Genomic DNA, 22,367 nt, shown 5'->3' with positions numbered 1-22,367 from the left:
GATTTTTTAGATGCCAACACCATTTGGTAAAACCTTACGCAAACTTCGCATTGATCATTCAGAACGCCTTTTAGATATGGCTAAAAAATTAGATATATCTGTAGCATTTTTATCATCTATAGAAATTGGCAAAAAGTCTGTTCCTGTAGGACTGGAGGAAAAGCTAATTGAACTCTATGCTTTAGATCAAGAGGTAGCAGAAATTTTGAGAAGAGAATCAGATGCTTGTCGTAAAAGTTTCACTATAAAGCCTTCTGATACATTCAGATGTGAAGCTGTTGGTATGTTCTCTAGACTGATAAACATTATTTCACAAGAAGATTTAGAACTATTAAAAAAATTATTAGAGAAAGCTGGCAAAAAGAATGCGCTTTGTAAAGGAAAGTGTGAAAATCCTATTCCCGAACCTAATTATATGGTCCCTAACCGTTAAAAAATATAAATAAAATCAATATCTTATTGCAATTAAATTTAAGATTCGAATTCAGGTACCCCAGCCAATTCTAGTGAAATTAGTTAATCAAAGTTCAGCTTGAGAGTGGATTAGCCCCCTTAACCTCTGTGTTGCTATTCATAGCAAGTCTGGTAAGTTGAGAAACACTTATTTATAGTGGGTTAGCTCTAAATATGGTAAGGTTCTCTTGAATATGTATCATATAGACACGTTTTTTATAGAAAGTGTATCATATGGATACGTTTTTTAAATAATTAATTAAGGAGAAATAATATGTTTGGTTCAAGAGGTTTCTTTGACAAATGTGGTCCTTTTGACTATATCTCTGCTGGGAGTTCGACAGCGCTTGTAGGTGGGGCTAATGGAATTATAAGTGGGTTAACGTACGGTTGGGTAGCGGGACCACTAACTCTAGAAGTTGTAGGGGGACACGCAATGGCAGGCTATGCGCTAGGGTTTGCGTACGGTTTGGAAAGTAAGTATAATGAGTGTCATCCTTTTTAGTTATTAAATAATATAAAAGTATCTCTGAATTCAGTATTTTACAACAAATTTCAGAGATACATTATAATTTAAGGTGTATTATAATGGATATTTTTTATAAAGTTATAAAATGGCCATTTTTTATAATTATAGGATCCTTCATATATATTATTATTTTTAAAAAAATTAGTGATTGTACTTGGAAAGAATCTATAAAAGCAACATTATTTGGATTAATTATATTATTTTTTCTATTTTATATTAATAATTATTTTGTTAATAATTATTAATATATTATGTTTGTTATATGAGAATAAATTATAGCTTATATATTTTTTGTAATTTTGTGAATATATAATTATTTGGGTTTTTTATTATGGATATTTTAAATCTTTTTTAACAACAATTATGATTAGAATTTTAGATTTATTTATATATTCAAAGGTAATGATTGGAAAAAAACTTAAAAAAAGAAATATTGAAATTAATTATTATTTTTTATATTATGAATTTTTTCCTTAAATATATTAACTTTTAGCAACATATCAACCTCTCCAATACGTGTGAACAACTCTCCTATTTGCCAAGTGCGTAAGACAGGCAAAGAGAGGCTTAACACATGGGTGTAAATACGACGTGCAAATTCTAGAGTTAGCCGATTTGCTAAATAAGCTCCTAAATATCCCGATAGAGTACTCAGAGCTGTACTAAACAGCATGATAGCAATCATAAGGAAACGATAGCATAAAGACTTTCTATGCGCTGAAAGGGCAAAATACGGTCAATAATCGCTTGAAAAATAAAAGGATTGACCAAGCCAAGTAAGCGCAAAACAATGGCCACAAGACTAAGTTCAATGACATAATGAATATATTTCTTGGTAGTTTTAGTAAACCACGAGAAGGATACGAGATTTTCAGGTGAATTGTTCATTTAATTTTATTATTTTGTTAAGAAAAAACAGTTATTATGTCTCATAATTCAACAGTATTGTAAATAGAATTATTTATAAAATTATATTATACATTATGTATATTGGTAATAATATTTTTTACTATTAATTGGTAATGTTTTTGATATGTTGTTTTCAATATTTATTTTTATATTTTCATTTGCATTAATTTATAGATACAGTAGTGATAGTTGGAAAAATAGTATAAAGGAGTCGCTTAAGACATTTTGTTGGTTCTTTTTGTTATTTTTGGCGTTTTGTTTTATTTATTTTGCGTTTAAATATATTAGATATTAGTTTTTTATTTTATTATTATTTTTGTTTACAAAATTGCAATTATCATTGATTGTGACAATTATCGGTGAATTTGTATGTATTGTAATGTTTTTTTTTGAAGATTTAATGCTTGCAGATTTTAAAAAATCTGTAAAATCTTATCATCGATGATAAGTGTGTTTTTATTTTTGATTTTTTCTGTAACTATGTGAGTTTACATCAGATTAGATAAATAGATTTCTCTATCTTGATGGAGATATGATTTTCTACTCTCATTGGAAAAATAAGCCTGTACGAAATGCTTAATTTCCTTATTAGAGAAGTCTTTTTGCCTCCTCTTATGATGAGATTTCTGAGCATAAAAAATATACGTAAATTCAATTATGGTATTTAAGTTTAGAATTTGAATTCAGATATTTTATCTACATATGACGAGCTAAAAATAGGCTATAAGTTGCCAGGGGATGGTCAAAGAACTTGTCAGTATGCTTATAGCTGTTGAGAAATAATAACTGATTTATTTGCTTTTGCACGTCTCAAAAGTTATTTTTGAAATAAGCTGATTTAGTCAAATATAATTTATTATACCTCTAACTTCTATTCATCATCTTGAGAAAGAGGCAGTGACGCGATTTCTGTATCAAGGGCATCCATAAAATCGATAATAAAAGCAGCATTCGTCCCCAAATCTCTTGGCAAATAACGAGAAGCAGAGCGCATATCAACGAAGGTTGTATCCCCTTCATTGGTTAAGCGTATCACAATGTCTGAAATGAAACCAAGGTAAAAAGTTTTTGCCATTGTTTCAATATAAAGCGCATTTTCTTCACCTTTAAACTCTCGTTGAGCCACAACAGGCCAATCATAGGCTGCTAAAACATTGAGAACAGATTCGCGAATACGATCAGGTGAGCCATCATAACGGCGCCCCGATATTTCTGGCCATTGTGACATCTGTAATGTTGCTTGTTCAGTCAAAACACTTTTGAGCGGTAAAGCATCGCTGGGACGTATTGTGCGAAAAAAAGCCGGCGGGCTTTGTGTATCGGTAGAAATATCGTAAAGAGCCGGTAAGGTAAACCAAAGTCCAAAAAATAACATCAGTGGTGTAGCCGTTATTACCGAATAAATGATCCCTTTTAAAGCTTTCATTCCCCCTAGGGCTCCATAGACCCATAAGCTGTAAAGTGCTTTTAAAGCAAGAAAAAGAGAAATAATCACACAGCCGGTAGAGATTCCGATCAAAATTATGAAGTCGGTTACGTTAATGACGGAAAAACGTTGTAAAATGAATGAAAATAATAAAACAAAGAACGACAATCCACCAAATCGAGGGGACCATACTGCTGCTCTTGAAATGAACCGAACATATCTCTTCTTCATGAAGTTTTTCCCCTCAATTGTAAACTATAAGCCAAGTTTTTTCAGAGTGCATATCTTACAAAAAGCTTATGCTCATAAAACAAAAATAAAGCACTTATTTTTGAGGTCAAGGATGCATAATGTCTTATAAGTTTCCAGCGATTATTTTTGCACTTCATTGAAGGTAATCAGTATTTTTTCTATAGTTTATCATGTCATTGATGCGAATTTTATGGGAATGTTTGTAAATAAAAAGAAATAAACTCAAATAACAAGTTTTACGGTTGTTAGCAGCATATTTTTCTAGAACTTTACTCTTGATTTTCTCTTCTGATTGCTGGGAGTTTTTTCTGTCAGATAATGCGTAATCAAATAGGATATGATGATGTGCAATAGAGATTTCATTCTATCTCAATAAAAAATTGAGGGATTTATAATCAGATAAATCTGAATTCGAAGATTCAATTAATAGAGAAAAAGATAACCATTTTGATAGGCTTCATGTATTTTGTATAGAAAGTAAGGTATTGTACAAATGAGAGGTTACTCCGTTTTTATTCATAAAATATGCGGCAGGTCGCAGATGAAAGAAAAGATTCACTTTCTTTTTTTGCAAGTGAAGAAGGGGCAAAAATACGTAAAATGACAAAACCTTCATTCAAATTTTTAGCAACCAAAACTGAATTGGCATTTTTTTTAGGTTTTGATTTTTTGAGTTCTATGATTTGTATTGGTTTTCCAATAATAAGATCGAGTGTATTATCAGGGGCTGTTCGGTCATTAAGGCTATAGAAAATAATTCCTTTGTGTGAGTAGGCTGCTAGTGACCAAAATTGTCGTGTTTTCAAAGCTTTTAAATGAACAGGTCCATTTTCAAGATTAAATCTGCAGACTTTAAGAAGAAAGAGGGGATCAGCAGATTGTTGAATAGGATTATCGGGAGTAAAAGCAACAAATTGATAAGGGGCTCCGGATTTTTTAAGTGCTGTCCATATATTATTTTGTGCCCAATAGGGGATCAGAAAGAGAACGCAAATATGAACGATAATAGCGCCAATGATTGCAAGAAGTGCGGTATGAATAAATCTAGTCACAATTTATTTGTCCTGATGGAATTTGTTCTATTGATGGCATTGTAAGCTTTTGTAATGCCGTTGCAGAGATGATTGAGGTATCGTATAAGGTAAGAATAAGCCCGAATTCTTTTTGACTAACTGTTGCAAGCCAATTGCCAGCTTGTGGTGTAGGTGAAATATTGATGCGCAATGAGCCATCATGCTCATAAATAATAGCATTCGTGTGGAGTTCAAAAGGTATTTCTTTGGATGAAGTATAGGGTTTTAGGGATTTGTCAGCTGTATAAAGGGTGAAAAGACGAGTTTCAGGGATGGTGCCTTTGAGTAAATAATGACAGTGGGGGTGGAGTGGACGCCCTTGGTTGTCTTGCCAAATCTGGAATTGAAGACCTTCAGTGCGTCCGAGTGAAACAATGCCTCGTTTGGTCGTGCGGGCGCGGGTATAAGGATCCATATTGGCGGTTCCCATTTTTGGATAAGCACTCCATTTTCCAATTCTAAAGCGTTCAAAATGAGGAAAGGAATTGAGCACATAATCGACACTCAGTTTTCCACATAAAATGGAAAAAGCGAAGATAAAAAAGAAAATGGTGATATTAAAAAACATCAGTGAATATCTTGAATTCAAAATGTTGAATCTCCAGTTGTTTTCACCTTCAAAGAAATTGCAGATGGTTTTTTCAGATCTTTGTTAATCAATCGCACAATATTCAATGTTTCAGGAGAAAGCGTAGAGGGTATTGGGGAAAAAAATTCAGAATCTGCATGGGAGGAAAGTATTGGGGGATGATAAGGAAGAAGAGAATCTTTAACACCATAGAGTTGTTTGAGCATAATATTTTGGTGTGCAGCAAGCATGATGCGTTGCCATATCATGGCAGGAACTCCACCCCCAAAAGCACGATTCATCGGTGAAAAGTTATCATTTCCCATCCATACCGCTCCAGTATAATTGCCAGTAAAGCCAACAAACCAAGCATCACGATAGGATTGTGATGTTCCAGTTTTCCCAGCGACGAGAGTCATGGGCAGAGCAGCACGCTTACCAGACCCTCGTGTTGTGACACCCACCATCATTTGGTTCATATAAGCAGCTGATTGTCTGCTGAGAACTCGGTGTAACTTATTTCCGTTATGCTCGAAATCCCATACCACATGCCCATCAATTGTTCTGATTTGCGTGAACCCATGACGATTACCAGCTATCCCACCATTCGCAAAGACATTAAAGCCAGTTGCTTGATCCATGGGGGTCATGTTGGAAGTGCCAAGAACCATCGTTTTGTGTGATAAAATATGCGCGTTAATCCCCATATTCTTGATGAGATCTATGATAGGTTGGGTATCGCGGTGAAGATATTGATAGGTGAGATACACAGGGACTGTATTAATAGAAAAAGCTAAAGCTGTTGCTAAATCAATTTTCCCCAAATAACGGCCCGAATTATTTTTTGGTGTCCAACCTCCCCAATTGATCGGAGCATCTAAAACGATTGTCGAGGGAGAAAGTCCGTGTTCCAGTGCGGTTGCGTAAACATAAGGTTTGAATGAAGAACCAGTTTGTCGTCCGCCTTGTGTTGCTCTGTTAAATTGGCTCTTTTTATAATCTTGTCCTCCAACAATTGCGCATACGGCACCGTTATTATCGAGTATAACAGTGGAAGCTTGTGTTACGCGATATTGTTGACCATACTGATGTAAATGATATGCAATTGATTCTTCTGCTGCTTTTTGAATATTTGGATCAAGAGTCGTTTGAATAATTAAACTATGGCTTGGAAGTTGATTGCGCATTTTTTTGACTTCCTCGAATGCCCAATCAAGAAAATAATCAGGCTGATTATTTTCTATTTGGGGAAGTGCCCTAGCAGGGTGGCGATGCGCATTGATAATCTGGCTCTTCGTCATAAAGCCACTATTAACAAGATTAGAAAGGACGATATTGGCACGTGTTTGAGCCGCAAAGAGATGACTATGAGGAGCATATTTTGTTGGAGCTTTAAAGAGTCCTGCTAACATAGCAGATTCACTTAAAGAGACATGACGTATGTTTTTTCCAAAATAAAATTTTGCTGCTGCGGCAATACCAAAATTGTTTCCTCCCATATAGGCCCGGTCAAGGTAAAGTTGTAAAATCTGCTTTTTGCTAAAATTTGCTTCTAGCCAAAGAGCAAGATAAGCTTCTTTGATTTTACGTGTTATGGTTCTTTCGTTTGTTAAAAATAAATTTTTAGCCAATTGTTGTGTGAGAGTTGAACCACCTTGCACCACACCTTTAGCTTGCATATTTTGTGAAATTGCCCGTGTAAGTCCTTGAAAATCAATGCCCCAATGATCAAAAAAACGACGGTCTTCTGTAGCGAGAACCGCTTTAATAACAGTGTCAGGCATTTCTTCAACGGGGACAGAGATCGCCGGCAGTGCACCACGGTGCCCAATGGAATTTCCATAGCGATCTAGAAAAAGAATGGAAAAGTTTTTAGGAGAAGACCAATCTGTTTTGGTCACTTCAAAAACAGAAATGCCCAAAATAGTGAAAAGAGTAAATCCCATCAACCCTAATGTCAGTATTTCATCGAGAACTTCAACGATAAAACGTTTCCATCCTTGAAGATGAAAATTTTGTGAGACGATTTTTGCCTTTTTCCAGAAAAAACTGTTAGCAGAACGAATGTGATAAAGCGCTGTGTCTAATCGTGCGTCTAATTCAATGAGAGCAGGACTGTGAAATGGCTTACGATGTTGCCCTTTCTTTTTTTTAAAAAAATCAAACATTTAAAGAGAGCCTATGGCAAAGAAATACAACCAAACAAATCTACAATAATTATATGGAGTAGAAGTATTTTTTTGCTATAGTGCTAACAGAGAAAGAGTTTATTTTAGAATTATTCATTTTTCGTAAGATAGTGTATTAATATTTTATTATTTTATTGAATAAATTTTATTCTCATTATTAAAAATATTTTTTTGATTTTTTAAAAATTTGGAGTAATGTTAATATGTTCTTCTGTAAGATAGAGGATAAATTATTTCCATTTGTGATTTTTAAATCGACTAAAAAAAACCATTATTTCTTTTATCCTTTATCAAGGAGAAGAGATGGGTTATTGAAATATTTATGATGAAAAAAAAATTCTTGTTCGTAATAATAGCAGCTTTTTTAGGAGCAGATTCTGTTCTAGCTTCTGGGTGTGCTGAAGTAGGTAAGAAGGCTGCCGCGCAAGAGAGCGGGGTTCTCGTCCGTTCAAAACCGGTTGTTCAGGATGGAAAGGACATGTGTGCAATTGTAGTTGTTGTACCAGCCCGTAATGGTGAAAAGTTACGTCGTGTTGAGTTTTTTGTTCCTGCTGATTAGTTTTTGGCAGATGGTGTTGTGATGCGTATCTTAATCGTTGAAGATGATCGGAATCTTCACCATCAATTAGCAGAAGCTGTAAGACGTGCAGGATATGTTTCCGATAGTGCTTTCGATGGTGAAGAAGCTTATTTTTTAGGGAGCACAGAGTCTTACGACGCGGTGATACTTGATATAGGTTTACCGCAGATTGATGGTATTAGTGTTGTTGAAAAGTGGCGTCAAGAAGGGCTCTCCATGCCTGTTTTAATGCTAACGGCGCGAGACCGTTGGTCTGATAAGGTGCACGGTATTGATGCTGGAGCTGACGATTATGTTGTGAAGCCATTTCATTTGGAGGAAGTGATGGCACGTTTGCGAGCATTAATTCGTCGCACTACGGGACATGCGACAAGTGCATTATGTTGCGGAAATGTTTTGTTGGATACAAAGACGTCTCGTGTTTTTGTAGATGGTCAATTGATTAAACTAACATCTTATGAATTCAGACTGCTTTCGTATCTCATGCATCATTGTGACAGGGTCATTTCAAGAACAGAGCTTACTGAACATCTTTATGATCAGGATTTTGATAAGGACTCGAATACGGTGGAAGTCTTTGTAGGTCGGTTACGGAAAAAGCTTGGAGTGGATTTGATTGAAACTATTCGAGGAATGGGGTATCGCGTGAGAATGCTAGGTGATTAATGAATGTTTTTGAAGAGAATAATTGGTGTAGGAGGTTCTTTTTTGTAATTACTCGATCTCTCAGTTTACGTGTTATGATCTTATCAACATTATGGGTTGTTATTTCTCTTTTATCGATTTCTGCAGTAAGTATTTTATTTTATAAGCGTTCAACTGAACAAAGCCTAGAGCGTATCCTTTCTGCTCAACTCTACAGTCTTATTGCAACAGTGACGGTGTCATCGGAAGGTACTTTGATAGGAGGGGCTGGGATTGATGATATTCGTTATTCTGATCCAACAACAGGATGGTATTGGGAAGTTGTTGCGATATCCCATAATTTAAAAGGAAGATTGACATCCCCCTCATTGGGAACAGGCGAGATATTTACACCAAGTGATGTTGATATACCTTTTGACAATAAATTCTTTCGCTCTTATCGGATAACGGGGAACAATGGTCAAAAATTACAAGTGATTGAGAGTGATGTTGTTCTTGATAATAAAAATCATATTGCACGTTTTCGGCTTGTTGGGAATATCGATGAAGCTCATGCCCAGGTAAAGGAATTTACGCGAACTTTGCAAATTTTTCTTTGGAGTTTCGGTATCGGGAGTGTTCTTATTAATATTGCTATTATTTTCTTTAGTTTTCAACCGTTGAAGCTTATTCGACACGCATTGAATGATATTCGCGAAGGAAGAGTTCATTATGTGAATACGGATTTAGTAAGCGAAGTGATGCCGCTTGTACAAGAGATGAATGCTCTCATTAATAATAATCAGCGTATTATTGAGCGATTTCGCACACAAGTTGGTAATCTCGCGCATTCATTGAAGACGCCTCTATCTGTGATTATGAATGAGACAGATAAGATGCGCGGAGAAAAGGCTTGTTTGTTGAGAGAGCAAACGCAAATAATGCAAGCTCAAATCAATCATTATCTTCAGCGTGCACGGATTGCAGCACAATGCGATAGTATTGTCTATCATACGTCTGTTCGCAGTGTGCTTGAACGTTTGGTGCGGGTTATGAAAAAGCTTAATCCTGAAAAACAAATTCAATTTATTATGGATGTTGATGATATTGTTTTTTCTGGAGAGAAGGAAGATTTAGAAGAAATTGTAGGGAATTTGATTGAAAATGCTACTCAGTGGTCTCGAGCAAAGGTTTTGATCTCTTGTTGTTTAGAAGAAAATGTTGAAGAAAAAGAATATTTTAGTATCTTTGTAGAAGATGATGGTCCTGGTTTAACAGAAGACAAAATTGATGAAGCATTAAAAAGAGGGCGGCGGTTTAATGAAAGTAAACTAGGGGCAGGCTTAGGGTTAGCAATTGTTTCAGATATGGTCAGTGAATATGGTGGCAATCTCTTTTTATCACGTTCTGATTTGGGTGGATTGTATGCAAAAGTTTTGTTACCTAAGATGGGAGAATGACATATTTTCTTCTTAAGCAAGAAATGTCTATAAAGTTTATAAAGCAGTATTTTAGACAATACATAAAGAGTAGGGAAACATTGTTTTTAGTTTCTTTGCTTAATTGATATATATGATAGATATTTTATAATATTCTCCATGAAAAAATGAATTTTTATTAATTCACATTACTTTTCTCATGAAGAGGATAAAATGTAAGCGAGTTATTCTCTGTTCGTATTGGAAAAAAACGATATGCTCTTATTAATTTTTGCAGCATTTTTTCTGACTTTTCTGGCAAGTATTCTTTTTCTTTCACTACGTTTTGACGATGAGATAAAGAAAGAATGGACAGTTGAAACCGTAGATGGTTATAGAAGCCATAAGCGTATGATTGAGTTTAACAAGCTTTATATGAATTATAAAAAAAGAAATATTCTTAAGGCTTTGAGTATTTTGTTTGTTCTTCTGATGACATGGAGTATTTATGGGCTGACAGGCAATCCAGAAGTGAAAAGTTATTTTTTTAGCGAATTAATGGATAAGGATCCTAAAACTCTCAGTAAGCAAGAAAAGCTTATTCGTTTACAAGTGCTTTTTTTCCGTGCACCTCACGATGGCAAGCTAGCAGATGCGTTAGCGGTAGGGTATCTCGAAGAAAGCCTTTTTCAAGAAGCTGTGAATACTTATTTAGATGCACTTCGTTTGAATGGCGAAACAGCTCCAAGGCTTGTCGGATACGGTTTAGCATTGGTTGGTTATGAAGGGGGGGTGATAACGCAAGAAGCGCAAAATGCCTTTCAAAAAGCAGCAGATTTAGCCCCAACAGATTTTTATCCACGTTTGTTGTTGGCCGATGCATTGCATCAAGCAGGAAAAACTGCGCAGGCAGTGCAATTTTTACAAAGCTTTCTTGATACAATGCCTGAAAATTTTTCAGGACAATCACGTGTTAAAAAAATGATGATTCAGTTACGTGATTTATCGAGTGAGCATACAGAGAAAAGAAATCTTGCACCTATGTAGAAGATGTGCAAAGCTCTTAAAAAATAAAATATTGATACTTAATTATAACGTATTTAAACTTTTTTCGCAGAGTGTCTATGAACAGTCAATCTTTAAAGAGTTCTGCCTCATGGAAGGTTATTTTAGAGCAGCGAAAAAAAAGGCGCTTACTGATCATATTATTATGTTGTTTGGTTATGACAATTGCAGCAAGTCTCATAGTGTATGCAATGCGTCATGCGGTCAGTTTTTTTAGAATGCCCTCTGAAATTACAAGAGAAGATATTTTAACGGAGCGCCCTTTGCGTTTGGGTGGCTTTGTTGAAAAGGGAACCGTTCAATATGTTGGAGAGAGAGGAGTTATTTTTTTTGTAACGGATAACAAAAAACATGAAAAAGTGGTTTTCAATGGTGCCTTACCGGATCTTTTTCGTGAAGGTCAGGGGGTGATTGTAGAAGGGCATTTCGATAAACAGGGCTTTTTTATAGGGATGCGTATTTTAGCAAAACATGATGAAACTTATATGCCTAAAGAAACAGCTGATCGTTTGAAAAAACATTACATTATGGAGAAATAATTCGATTGTGCTTGTCGAACTGGGTCATATTTTTTTAGCTGCAGCATTTTCAGTAAGCTTATTAGGGGCGTTTTTACCTGCTTTAGGTTTTTGGTGGAGAGAGCGTTTGTTAATGCAAACAGCTGTTCCTCTAACATATATCACTTTTACATTACTACTTTTATCTTTTTTAGTGATAATTTATGCTTATGTCGTATCTGATTTTTCTGTTTTGAACGTTGTTGAGAATTCTCATTCAGAAAAACCGATGCTCTATAAAATTACAGGTGTTTGGGGAAATCACGAAGGCTCTATGTTGTTATGGGTTTTAAGTCTTGCTTTTTTTAGCGCATTGATGGCTTTTTTTAGCCAACATTTGCCAGAAGATTTTAAGACGCTTGTTTTAATTTGCCAAAGTTGGATTACAACTTCTTTTCTTTTATTTATTCTTTTTGTATCCAATCCATTTTTACGCGTGAATCCACCAGCATTGCAGGGAAATGGTCTCAATCCTCTTTTACAAGATATCGCATTAGCAATTCATCCACCGCTACTTTATTTAGGTTATGTTGGTTTTTCACTTTGTTTTTCTTTTGCCGTTGCGGCATTGATTATGGGACATGTTGATAGAATTTGGGCGCGTGGAATTCGTCCGTGGCTTTTACTTTCTTGGTGTTTTTTGACATTGGGTATTATGGTTGGCTCCTATTGGGCTTATTATGAGCTAGGATGGGGCGGCTATTGGTTTTGGGATCCTGTTGAAAATGTTTCGTTTATGCCTTGGCTTTCAGGAACGGCTCTTTTACATTCTGCTCTTGTTCTCGAAAAACGAGAAATATTGAAAAGTTGGACTTTGTTTTTAGCGCTGCTTACTTTTTCCCTTTCTCTGATGGGAACTTTTCTTGTGCGTTCTGGGCTTTTAATTTCTGTTCATAGTTTTGCTGTTGATCCAGCACGGGGGCAGGCAATGCTTGCGCTTTTCTTTTTTTTTACAGGAGCGGCTTTTTTTCTTTTTGCTTTGCGCACCCCTATTTTAAAAACAGAAAGATTTTTTCAACCAATTTCACGTGAAGGGTTTATTATTTTAAATAATTTGTTACTTACAACAATAACAGCAACAGTATTGATTGGTACGCTTTATCCTTATTTTATTGAGATATTAACTGGGCAAAAAATTTCTGTAGGGGCTGCTTTTTTTAACCTTACCTGTGGACCGCTAATGGTTTTGCTATTGTTGTTTGTTCCGTTTGGGACAATGATGGCATGGAAACGCGGTGATTTTCTTGCAGTTTTTGAACGGTTATGGTTTGTTTTTGTATTCGTTGGTATCGTCTGTTTTATAATATTCTATGCGGCATCTGTGCGTGATATTTTTGCAGTTTTAGGGATTGGGCTTTCAGCGTTTGTTTTTTTAGGCAGTTTAGCGGATCTATGGGGAAAGAGTGGATATGGCAAGAGAGCTTTTTCAGTACGCGTTAAGAGATTTCTTGGATTGCCATGGTCTACTTTTGGTGCAGCAATAGCACATATGGGATTAGGCGTTACACTATTTGGTATTGTTTGTGTGGCAAGTTTTGGGCAAGAACGTATTTTAATCATGAACATAGGGGATAGGGTGACGATAGCGGATAAAACGCTTCATTTTGATGCAGTGTATGATGGTGTTGGTTCGAATTATTCGACAATGGAGTTTTATTTTAAAATATATGAAAATAAAAACATTGTGGGTCATGTAACAGCCTCAAAGCGATTTTACTCAAGTCAAAATACATCAACAACAGAAGTTGGTCTGAAAAATCATGGCTTATCGCAGCTATATATTGTACCGGGACATATCGATAATCGGGGTCTTGTTGTGCACGTATGGTGGAAGCCTTATGTAATATGTATTTGGTTAGGGGCATTCATGATGGCTATGGGGGGATGTCTTTCTCTTCTGGGGTATTGGTTTCGCATTGGCATGTACAATAGGGTAGTGCTTGCTTTAAATTTTTGGAAAAGACATTGAGATGAAAAAAATTCTTTGGATTGTATTTTTTTTAATTGCAACGTTTCCTTTTCAATTAGCAATAGCAGTAGAGCCGGATGAGATTTTAAAGGATAAGATTCTTGAAGCGCGAGCACGCCATATTTCATCGCATTTACGTTGTCCGGTTTGTCAAAATCAATCAATTGATGATTCAGATGCTGCTTTAGCACGTGATTTACGGCTTTTAATTCGGGAAAGGCTAAAAATGGGCTATAGTAATCAGCAAGTCACTGACTTTCTTGTTGAGCGATATGGTGAATTTATTCTCTTGAAGCCACCATTGAATAAAATAACTTGGTTTTTATGGTTCTCGCCTTTGATCATTATTATCACTGGCATAAGTATCATATTTTTCCACTTCAAACGGAATAATCATGCGTTATGTGAATGAAAAAGAACAGTCAAAAATGTCATTGCATTAAAAAAGATGTTCCATAAAAGAAATCAGATCATTTGCAATGAGCATACAATCTTATTGTAATTATATTAGGGAATACTGAAACCTTACAAAACTTTAATAATTTAGACAGAAAACGGTAAGGTCTGGTATTTTATAAGTGGTCGGAATTGGAATAAAGGTATGATTGAATAGGAGCATAGAGTAAATGGTTAAAAAGGCTTTCTTTAAAACATTTGTCGCAGTGAGTTTTTCTGCGATATTGGAAAGTGCACTGTTTTTTAGTGGATGTACATCAAGCTTGTGGATGACAAAGGCTCATGCAAGTTCTGTATTTACTTCGTTAATGCAACAACAGGGATTTGCCGATATTGTTGCTCAAGTGAAACCAGCCGTTGTAGCAGTACAAGTAAAGAGCAATAAAAAGAAAGAAGATAGGTTCTTTAGCAACTTTTTTAGTGGTCCAGGACTTGATCAATTACCAGATCAGCATCCTTTAAAAAGATTTTTTAAAGAGTTTTATGATTTTGATAAACCTAAAAATAAATTTCCGCACCAATCGCAGAGACTCCGTCCTGTTGCTTTTGGATCGGGTTTTTTTATTTCATCTGATGGTTACATTGTGACCAATGATCATGTGATTTCTGATGGAACAAGTTATACTGTTGTTCTTGATGATGGTACAGAATTGAATGCAAAGCTCATTGGGAAAGACCCCAAAACCGACCTTGCCGTACTAAAAGTGAATGATAAAAGAAAATTTTCCTATGTTGATTTTGGTGATGATTCAAAGCTTCGTGTTGGGGATTGGGTTGTTGCCATTGGGAATCCATTTGGTCTTGGTGGAACTGTGACAGCAGGTATTGTTTCTGCACGTGGACGTGATATTGGCACTGGTGTGTACGATGATTTTATTCAGATTGATGCTGCTGTTAATAGAGGAAACTCTGGTGGTCCAACGTTTGATCTTAATGGAAAGGTTGTTGGGGTTAATACAGCAATTTTTTCTCCTTCTGGAGGAAATGTTGGGATTGCTTTTGCTATTCCGGCTGCGACTGTAAAACAGGTTGTACAACAACTTATTGAAAAAGGTTCAGTTCAACGTGGTTGGTTAGGTGTTCAGATTCAGCCGGTAACAAAGGAGATTTCCGATTCAATAGGTTTGAAAGAAGCCAAAGGTGCTTTGGTTACTGATCCGTTAAAAGGACCGGCAGAAAAGGCTGGTATTAAAGCGGGTGATGTAATTATTTCAGTGAATAATGAAAAAATTGCTGATGCGCGTGAGCTGGCGAAACGTATTGCAAATATTAAACCAGGAGAAATGGTAACCATAGGGATTTGGAGATCAGGTAAGGAGGAGAGCATCAAGGTTAAACTCGCTTCAATGTCTGAAGATGAAAGTAAGAAAGAGACTTCAAAATATTCAAATGGACAGAGTGATTTAGATGAAACATTGGAAGATTATGGTCTGATTGTTATGCCTTCTGATGATGGTGTAGGGGTTGTCGTAACGGATGTCGATACCGATTCAGATGCTGCAGATAAAGGGATACGCCCTGGTGATGTCATTGTGACAGTAAATAATAAACCGGTTAAACGAGTCTCTGATATTATTAACACAATCAAAAATGCTCAGCAGTTAGGACGAAAGGCTATACTCTTACAAGTGCGGACAAATGATCAAAATCGTTTTGTTGCTCTTCCAATTTTCAAAAAGTAAGGCTTTAGTTTGTAGGACAAATGTTTATTAAATATTTGTCCTACAACATAATAAAATAATGGAGATACGTTTTATGAAGATACTCGTTATTGAAGATGATCATGAGACGGGGCATTATCTCGAAAAAGCTTTTTTGGAAGTAGGGCATTCCGTTGATGTTGCTTATGATGGGGATACGGGATATGCTTTAGCAACCACGGAAAATTATGACGTTATGGTTGTTGACCGAATGCTTTTACATCGTGATGGTCTTTCTATTATTGCTGAATTGCGCGCTAAAGGCAATGAAACACCGGTTCTTATCCTGTCTGCTTTAGGGCAAGTTAATGATCGTGTAACGGGGCTGCGTGCAGGGGGAGATGATTATTTGACAAAGCCTTATGCTTTTTCTGAACTTCTTGCGCGTGTTGAAGTTTTACAACGGCGGAAAAATCCTAAAGAAGCAGAAACTGTTTACTGTGTAGGTAATCTTGAGCTTGATCGGTTAGCACATACGGTAAAACGGGGTGATAGAAACATTCTATTGCAACCACGAGAGTTTCGTTTACTTGAATATTTGATGCGTTATGCGGGGCAGGTTGTTACACGCACTATGCTTTTGGAAAATGTTTGGAATTACCATTTTGATCCACAAACGAATGTCATTGATGTCCATATCTCCCGTTTGAGAGCCAAAATTGAAAAAGATTTTGATGTTCCCCTTCTTCATACAGTGCGTGGAGCTGGATATATGCTGAAAGTACCAGATAACAAAGCATGAATCGTTTGATTAATATAATGCGCACGACAGCGCTAAGGCTTTCAGCACTTTACATTTTATTGTTTGGATTGGTGGCAACAGGACTTTCTATTTATATGACGGCATTTTCTGCTTCATTGTTAACAGAGCAAACTGAACAGGCTTTACATGAAGAATTAAAGTATATTGAAAATGCTTATAATTATGGGGGATTATCCTTATTAATGCGCACTATTGATTATCGTTCAAGACAACCAGGAGCATTTCTTTATCTTGTTACAGATTCTATGGGGCGTATTTTAGCAGGAAATGTAGCACGTATTGAATTAGGTCTTTTGAATCAGAGTGGTTTTATTTCTACCTCTTTTTTGTATTCCCGTTTTGGAGAACATGGCAAAACAAGTGAACATCGCGCTTTGGCGGTTATTGTTGATTTGCCTAATGCTATGAAGATTCTTATAGGACGTGATTTGGATGAGCCAGAACGTTTTGCAGTGGTTATTCGTAAAGCTGTGATCATTGCACTTGCTGCAATGGTTGGAGGCGCTTTACTCATATGGTTTTTTGTTGGCAGGAGAGCTTTACAAAGGATTGATCATGTAACGGCTGCATCACAGCGCTTGATGGATGGTGACTTCAGTGGGCGTTTACCTGTCTCTGGAGTAGGGGATGAGTTTGATCGATTGTCAACCAATCTTAATGTTATGTTAGACCGCATTGAAGAGTTAAATATTGGTTTACGTCAAGTATCAGATAATATTGCTCATGACCTGAAAACGCCGTTAACGCGTCTTAGAAATCGTGCTGAAGAAGCGCTTTCAGGAAATAAGACAAAGCTTGAATATCGTCAGGTCCTTGATAGGGTTATTGCAGAATCAGATCAACTTATTTGTACGTTCAATGCAATTTTAATGATTTCACGTATTGAGGCCAGCAGTGCAATTGAGCATCTTGAAATGATGAATATGAAACTGATCCTTGAGGATGCTGTTGAGATTTACGAACCTTTTGCTGAAGAGTCAGGTGTTTTACTTCGGTTGGGGAATATATTTGATAAAGAGCTTAAGTTGAATCGTGAGCTTGTTGCACAATCAATTTTTAATCTTATAGATAATGCCATTAAATATGCGTCTAAAGGTGAAAGGAAAGCGGAGGTTTGCTTATCAATGGAATATCGTGATGAACATTTATTAGTTGTTGTGAGCGATAATGGACCAGGAATAGCAGAGGATAAACGTGAAAAAGTGACAGAACGATTTGTTCGTCTTGAAGAAAGCCGCACACAACCTGGGTTTGGGATTGGGTTAAGTATAGCAAAAGCAGTTATGAAGCTTCACGGGGGTGAATTGTTACTTGAAAATGCAAATCCAGGGCTTAGGGCTGTTTTGTTATTTCCTTAAAGATATTTTTCTTCACTTTTCTCTTTTCATACGTAACAACTATTTTAAAAGTATAAAGCAGTAGAAAGGAAAGCAAAATGCTTTTCAAGGGAGCGCAGACGAAACAAGCTTTTTTAAAAACACAGCTTCTCCCTTTATGCCCTCTCGATAAAAGTAGTTCCCAATGGTTAAAAGACATGGAAGAACAAGCAAGGAAAGAAGGTTTAGAATCGCTTATTTCCATCATTTCAGAGAGTGGAACGCAGATTGATTTTATCAGTTCGGTTATGACCTTATCTCCTTTTTTGCGTGAGGTTTTAATTGCCAATCCATCATATCTTAGTGCTTTATTAAATGTTGATGTAGAAACAAGGCTGAGCGAAATTATAGATGATATTACGGCTATCGATAAGGATGAAACTATAAATGAAACTTCATTGATGGCTGCTTTAAGGCGCAAAAAACGAGAAGCGCATGTTCTCATTGCTTTAGCTGATTTGGGAGGTGTTTTTACTTACGAAGTTTCATGTGCTTGGTTGACACGTTTGGGCGAAGCAGCATTAAGTGTAGCACTACGTTTTCTATTAAGAGAAGCGCATGATCATGGTAAGATCAATTTATTAAGCCGTGAGAATCCAGAAAAAGACTGTGGTTTAATTATTTTAGGGATGGGAAAGTTAGGAGCAGGGGAACTTAATTATTCTTCTGATATTGATCTTATTGTTTTCATTGATGAAACATCACCTCATATTGGTAATCTTTCTGAAAGTGTTGACGTATTTTCTAAAATGGTACGCCGATTAATCCGTATCATTCAAGAACGCACTGCGGAAGGATATGTTTTTCGTCTTGATTTTCGTCTTCGTCCAGATCCAGGATCAACCCCTTTGGCCTTACCAGTAAGGACTGCATTGCGTTATTACGAAGGGCGTGGGCAAAATTGGGAACGAGCAGCCATGATTAAAGCACGTCCAGTTGCTGGTGATAAGAGGGCAGGTTTTAACTTTATCAAAGAGCTTTTTCCCTATGTATGGCGGAAATATTTAGATTACGCTGCTATTGCTGATATTCATTCGATCAAACGTCAAATTCATGCGCATAAAAATTACGGTCAAATTGCAGCTTATGGGCATAATATAAAGTTAGGTCGTGGTGGTATTCGTGAGATTGAGTTTTTTGTTCAGACACAGCAACTCATTGCTGGTGGACGTTTTCCTCAATTACGTGGACGTCAGACAGTTGCAATGTTAGCAGAACTTCACACGCTTGGTTGGATCAGTGAGAAAACGAGAAATAGCCTTATAAAAAGTTATGCTTTTCTTCGAAATGTGGAACATCGTATTCAAATGCTTTTCGATGAACAAACACATCTTCTTCCAAATGATACTGCTCAATTCACAAGTGTTGCCTATTTAATGGGTTATCAAGACAGTAGCAGTTTTATCCGTGATTTATTAAAAACACTTCAGGTTGTTGAAAAACATTATGCAGCACTGTTTGAGAATGAGCAAGAACTTGGTTTAGAAATTGGTAATTTAGTTTTTACCGGTGAAGAAGATGATCCGGAGACATTAATAACGTTAAGCCGTTTAGGCTTCGAAAGAGCAAGTGATATTTGTCGTATTATGCGCACGCTCCATTTTGGTCGTTATAAAGCAACGCAATCAGCCGAAGCACGCGAGAGATTAACGGAATTAACACCAGCTCTTTTGAAAGCTTTTGGTGGGACAAAACGAGCTGATGAGGCGATGTTGCGTTTTGATGGTTTTTTACAGGGCTTACCTTCAGGAATTCAGCTTTTTAGTCTTTTGCAGTCTAATCCCTCTCTTTTGGATATGCTTGTCCTTATTATGGGTGCTGCTCCACGTCTTGCAGAAATTATTACACGCAGATCCCACGTTTTTGATGGAATGTTAGACCCAAATATTCTTTCAGAATTACCAACAAAAACGTATTTAGAAAAACGGCTTGAATATTTTCTTGAAAATGTTCTTTCTTATGAGGAGATTCTTGACCATTTAAGGATTTTTGCAGATGAACAACGTTTTTTGATTGGTATTCGAATTTTGAATGGTGCAATTACAGGAGAAAGAGCGGGTTTTGCTTTTACTGCACTTGCTGATCTTATGATTACAAAAACATTTGCTACCGTTCAAGAGGAATTTTCTCGTCTTCATGGTCGTATTAAAGGGGGGCGTGTTGGCATATTGGGTATGGGGAAACTTGGAAGTCGTGAATTAACAGCAGATTCCGATGTTGACCTCGTTTTGCTTTATGAACATGATGATGATGCAGAAATATCTGATGGAGAAAAGCCTCTTTATATTTCTCAATATTATACGCGTTTAGCACAGCGCCTCGTTTCTGCTTTATCCACTCTTACAAGCCAAGGTGTTCTTTATGTCGTTGATTTAAGGTTACGGCCGTTAGGCAATAAAGGACCTATTGCTGTTTCTTTTCCATTTTTTAAAAAGTATTATCGCCAAGAAGCATGGATATGGGAATATCTTGCTTTAACAAGGGCTCGAGGCATTGCAGGAGATCCTGATTTTTTACAAAAGCTAGAAAATGAAGTGTGTGCAATTATTGCTATTTCTCGTGATAAGAAGGAAGTTGCAAAAGAAGTGTGTGAAATGCGTTCCTTGATTGCAAAAGAAAAGCCGCCAAAAAATCAATGGGATTTAAAAACGATGTCTGGTGGCATTATGGATTTGGAGTTTATTGCTCAATTTTCTCTTATTACGCATGTCATTGAGTTTCAAATTGGAGCGACGACAGCGGATATTTTAGATCACTTACCAAACAGTTTTCTTAATCAGTCATGTATTGCTGATTTACATTATGCCTATCGTCTTTATACAAATTTGAGTCAAATTATACGGCTTTGCTTAAATGATTCTCTTGATCCCAATGACATGCCACCTGGATTAAGTGACCTTTTGTTAAATAGTGTTGGGGAACCTGATTTGCTTCGTGTTGAAAAATTAATTGCAGAAACTGGGCAATTGGTCTGTTCAGTTTTTACAAAAATCATGAAACATTAAAATAATTCTATAAGAATAATAAAAATTATTAATTCCATTTTTATATTAATTTTTGTCTTTTATTTCACTACACGCTTGAGAGGGTTAGAGTGAAGTTCTCTAGTGGTTTTTCAAGTGTGATGAAAAAATTTCTCTGTTAAATGTGCTATTCTAGGTATTATTCTTTATACAAAAAGCGATGAGTGACTAGTTTAGTGAATGATATGCTTTATGAGCCTTATCTCATTCTTTTCAAAAAATTGATATTATAATTATTTATATAATTCTGGATAATAATGATCAATATGAAGCTATAAAAGCTACTATAGATTAATAGTTTTAGGAAATTATAAATAAGATTTTAATTTTTCAACTGTGTCATTTTTGCTATAGATTTTTTGAAAAAAGTGTGAAACGATTTATTATTATTTATGTATCACATTAGCTTTTAGGGGAGCAATTATGATTACAAAGTATTTAGCCTCAACATCTATATTTTCTTTAATTTCAATTTCTGTAGTACAGGCGTCGGATATCGCTATTCCTGAACAGCCTGTTCCTGTTATTGCAGCGCCTGCTTTTTCTTGGACAGGATTTTATCTTGGAGGACAGATTGGTAACTTTTCAGGTAAAACAACTGCAAGTTATTTAAAAGATGAGACAAGGATATGGAATCCAATTGGAAAGGAGAATTTACCTAAACTTTCTGGTTTTATAGGGGGAGTTTATGCAGGTTCCAATATTGATATCGATAATAGTTTTATTATAGGTATTGATACGGATATTATGTGGTCTGGTAAAAAGGATTCTAAAGATGTCGATCTACCGGAAAAAAGTCCAACTGAAGAAAAACCACAACCTACAGAAGAAAAAAGTCTAACAAGAGATTTGCATGAGAATGATTCAACAAGGCGTATTAAAGCTGTACGTCATACCTTAAAACAAAAATGGGCTGGTGCTACACGGGTGAGAGTTGGTTTTGCGATTGAGCGTATGATGCCTTATATTTCCGGAGGGGTTGCTTATACGCAGCTTCAGAATATTTTTGGGTTAGTTACTGATAGCAAAAATGGAGAAGTTGATTTTTCTGATTGGTTGCATGATGAAAAAAAGACCATGATTGGTTACACCCTTGGAGGTGGTATTGATTTTGCAATGACTGATAATGTTATTGTGCGTGCAGAATATCGTTATTCAGATTTTGGCAAAAAAAAGTTCATACAGGATAAATTTGAAATGGGCTACAAAACAAATGATTTCCGCGTGGGTGTAGCTTATAAATTTTAATTTTTTGCAGAATTAAACAATTCAAAAGTCTCATTTTCGAATGAGGCTTTTATTTTTCAGATATGCGCTGGAAAATATTCTTCACTCAAAAGAGCTACTATTTTATTCGAACAATACGTTGATTTATAAATATAATTTACTTTTTGTCATGTTGAGTGAGAGATCCAAGGATCATAAGATTTTCTCATT

Annotated in this window: 20 protein-coding genes; 14 read left to right on the top strand and 6 right to left on the bottom strand. The window is 36.0% G+C overall.

Going from position 1 to position 22,367, the window contains the following annotated elements:
• Positions 1-10: 10 nt before the first annotated feature.
• Complete coding sequence (locus ACFIJZ_RS01860; protein WP_375630868.1) at positions 11-433, top strand: helix-turn-helix domain-containing protein; 423 nt, start codon at positions 11-13, stop codon at positions 431-433.
• 294 nt (positions 434-727) lie between these two features.
• Positions 728-958, top strand: coding sequence for a hypothetical protein (locus ACFIJZ_RS01855; protein ID WP_375630867.1), 231 nt, complete (start codon positions 728-730; stop codon positions 956-958).
• A 463-nt stretch (positions 959-1,421) separates the two neighbouring features.
• Here the strand turns inward: ACFIJZ_RS01855 and ACFIJZ_RS01850 are convergent, their stop codons facing one another.
• The 6 genes from ACFIJZ_RS01850 to ACFIJZ_RS01825 all read right to left on the bottom strand — a co-directional run bounded on the left by ACFIJZ_RS01850 (position 1,422) and on the right by ACFIJZ_RS01825 (position 7,378).
• A complete protein-coding gene (locus ACFIJZ_RS01850; RefSeq protein ID WP_375630866.1) occupies positions 1,422-1,655 on the bottom strand; it encodes a hypothetical protein in 234 nt (77 codons plus the stop codon).
• A gap of 8 nt (positions 1,656-1,663) precedes the next feature.
• The gene (locus tag ACFIJZ_RS01845) at positions 1,664-1,870 is read right to left on the bottom strand and encodes a hypothetical protein (protein WP_375630865.1); all 207 of its coding nucleotides are present in this window, start codon (positions 1,868-1,870) and stop codon (positions 1,664-1,666) included.
• 892 nt (positions 1,871-2,762) lie between these two features.
• On the bottom strand, positions 2,763-3,548 hold the full coding sequence (locus ACFIJZ_RS01840) for a DUF1499 domain-containing protein (protein WP_375630864.1): 786 nt from the start codon (positions 3,546-3,548) through the stop codon (positions 2,763-2,765).
• Between the two features lie 533 nt (positions 3,549-4,081).
• A complete protein-coding gene (locus ACFIJZ_RS01835; RefSeq protein ID WP_375630863.1) occupies positions 4,082-4,621 on the bottom strand; it encodes a hypothetical protein in 540 nt (179 codons plus the stop codon).
• On the bottom strand, positions 4,614-5,210 hold the full coding sequence (locus ACFIJZ_RS01830; protein ID WP_273791544.1) for a DUF1214 domain-containing protein: 597 nt from the start codon (positions 5,208-5,210) through the stop codon (positions 4,614-4,616). The genes ACFIJZ_RS01835 and ACFIJZ_RS01830 overlap by 8 nt, the downstream gene beginning before the upstream one ends.
• Positions 5,211-5,227: 17 nt before the next feature.
• Positions 5,228-7,378: a transglycosylase domain-containing protein gene (locus ACFIJZ_RS01825; protein ID WP_375630862.1), complete on the bottom strand. Its 2,151-nt coding sequence runs from the start codon at positions 7,376-7,378 to the stop codon at positions 5,228-5,230.
• A 343-nt stretch (positions 7,379-7,721) separates the two neighbouring features.
• Here ACFIJZ_RS01825 and ACFIJZ_RS01820 point away from each other — a divergent pair, with 343 nt between their 5' ends.
• The 12 genes from ACFIJZ_RS01820 (at position 7,722) to ACFIJZ_RS01765 (ending at position 22,178) form a co-directional block, all read left to right on the top strand.
• Positions 7,722-7,958, top strand: a complete 237-nt coding sequence (locus ACFIJZ_RS01820; RefSeq protein ID WP_273723886.1) for a hypothetical protein — start codon at positions 7,722-7,724, stop codon at positions 7,956-7,958.
• Positions 7,959-7,979: 21 nt separating this feature from the next.
• Positions 7,980-8,645: a response regulator transcription factor gene (locus ACFIJZ_RS01815; RefSeq protein WP_375630861.1), complete on the top strand. Its 666-nt coding sequence runs from the start codon at positions 7,980-7,982 to the stop codon at positions 8,643-8,645.
• Complete coding sequence (locus ACFIJZ_RS01810) at positions 8,645-10,063, top strand: ATP-binding protein (RefSeq protein WP_273791546.1); 1,419 nt, start codon at positions 8,645-8,647, stop codon at positions 10,061-10,063. The genes ACFIJZ_RS01815 and ACFIJZ_RS01810 overlap by 1 nt, the downstream gene beginning before the upstream one ends.
• A gap of 234 nt (positions 10,064-10,297) precedes the next feature.
• A complete protein-coding gene (locus ACFIJZ_RS01805) occupies positions 10,298-11,068 on the top strand; it encodes a tetratricopeptide repeat protein (RefSeq protein ID WP_273791547.1) in 771 nt (256 codons plus the stop codon).
• Between the two features lie 77 nt (positions 11,069-11,145).
• Positions 11,146-11,625, top strand: a complete 480-nt coding sequence (ccmE, locus tag ACFIJZ_RS01800; RefSeq protein WP_273791548.1) for a cytochrome c maturation protein CcmE — start codon at positions 11,146-11,148, stop codon at positions 11,623-11,625.
• A gap of 7 nt (positions 11,626-11,632) precedes the next feature.
• The gene (locus tag ACFIJZ_RS01795) at positions 11,633-13,612 is read left to right on the top strand and encodes a heme lyase CcmF/NrfE family subunit (RefSeq protein ID WP_375630858.1); all 1,980 of its coding nucleotides are present in this window, start codon (positions 11,633-11,635) and stop codon (positions 13,610-13,612) included.
• 1 nt (position 13,613) lies between these two features.
• Positions 13,614-14,024, top strand: a complete 411-nt coding sequence (locus ACFIJZ_RS01790; RefSeq protein WP_273791550.1) for a cytochrome c-type biogenesis protein — start codon at positions 13,614-13,616, stop codon at positions 14,022-14,024.
• Positions 14,025-14,238: 214 nt separating this feature from the next.
• Entirely contained in the window at positions 14,239-15,750 is a 1,512-nt protein-coding gene (locus ACFIJZ_RS01785) for a Do family serine endopeptidase (protein WP_273791551.1), read from the top strand.
• Positions 15,751-15,823: 73 nt separating this feature from the next.
• Positions 15,824-16,510 (top strand): response regulator transcription factor, encoded by a 687-nt coding sequence (locus ACFIJZ_RS01780; RefSeq protein ID WP_273791552.1) that lies wholly within the window; start codon positions 15,824-15,826, stop codon positions 16,508-16,510.
• Complete coding sequence (locus ACFIJZ_RS01775; RefSeq protein WP_273791553.1) at positions 16,507-17,889, top strand: HAMP domain-containing sensor histidine kinase; 1,383 nt, start codon at positions 16,507-16,509, stop codon at positions 17,887-17,889. Before ACFIJZ_RS01780 ends, ACFIJZ_RS01775 begins: the two co-directional genes overlap by 4 nt.
• A 77-nt stretch (positions 17,890-17,966) precedes the next feature.
• Positions 17,967-20,912: a bifunctional [glutamine synthetase] adenylyltransferase/[glutamine synthetase]-adenylyl-L-tyrosine phosphorylase gene (locus tag ACFIJZ_RS01770; RefSeq protein ID WP_375630855.1), complete on the top strand. Its 2,946-nt coding sequence runs from the start codon at positions 17,967-17,969 to the stop codon at positions 20,910-20,912.
• 441 nt (positions 20,913-21,353) lie between these two features.
• A complete protein-coding gene (locus ACFIJZ_RS01765) occupies positions 21,354-22,178 on the top strand; it encodes an outer membrane protein (protein ID WP_273791555.1) in 825 nt (274 codons plus the stop codon).
• The last annotated feature ends 189 nt before the right edge of the window (positions 22,179-22,367 follow it).

It is taken from the genome of Bartonella sp. CL70QHWL, assembly GCF_042194855.1.
GTDB lineage: Bacteria > Pseudomonadota > Alphaproteobacteria > Rhizobiales > Rhizobiaceae > Bartonella.
The sequence above is the reverse complement of the archived record's forward strand: the minus strand, read 5'-3'. Positions and strand labels throughout refer to the sequence as shown.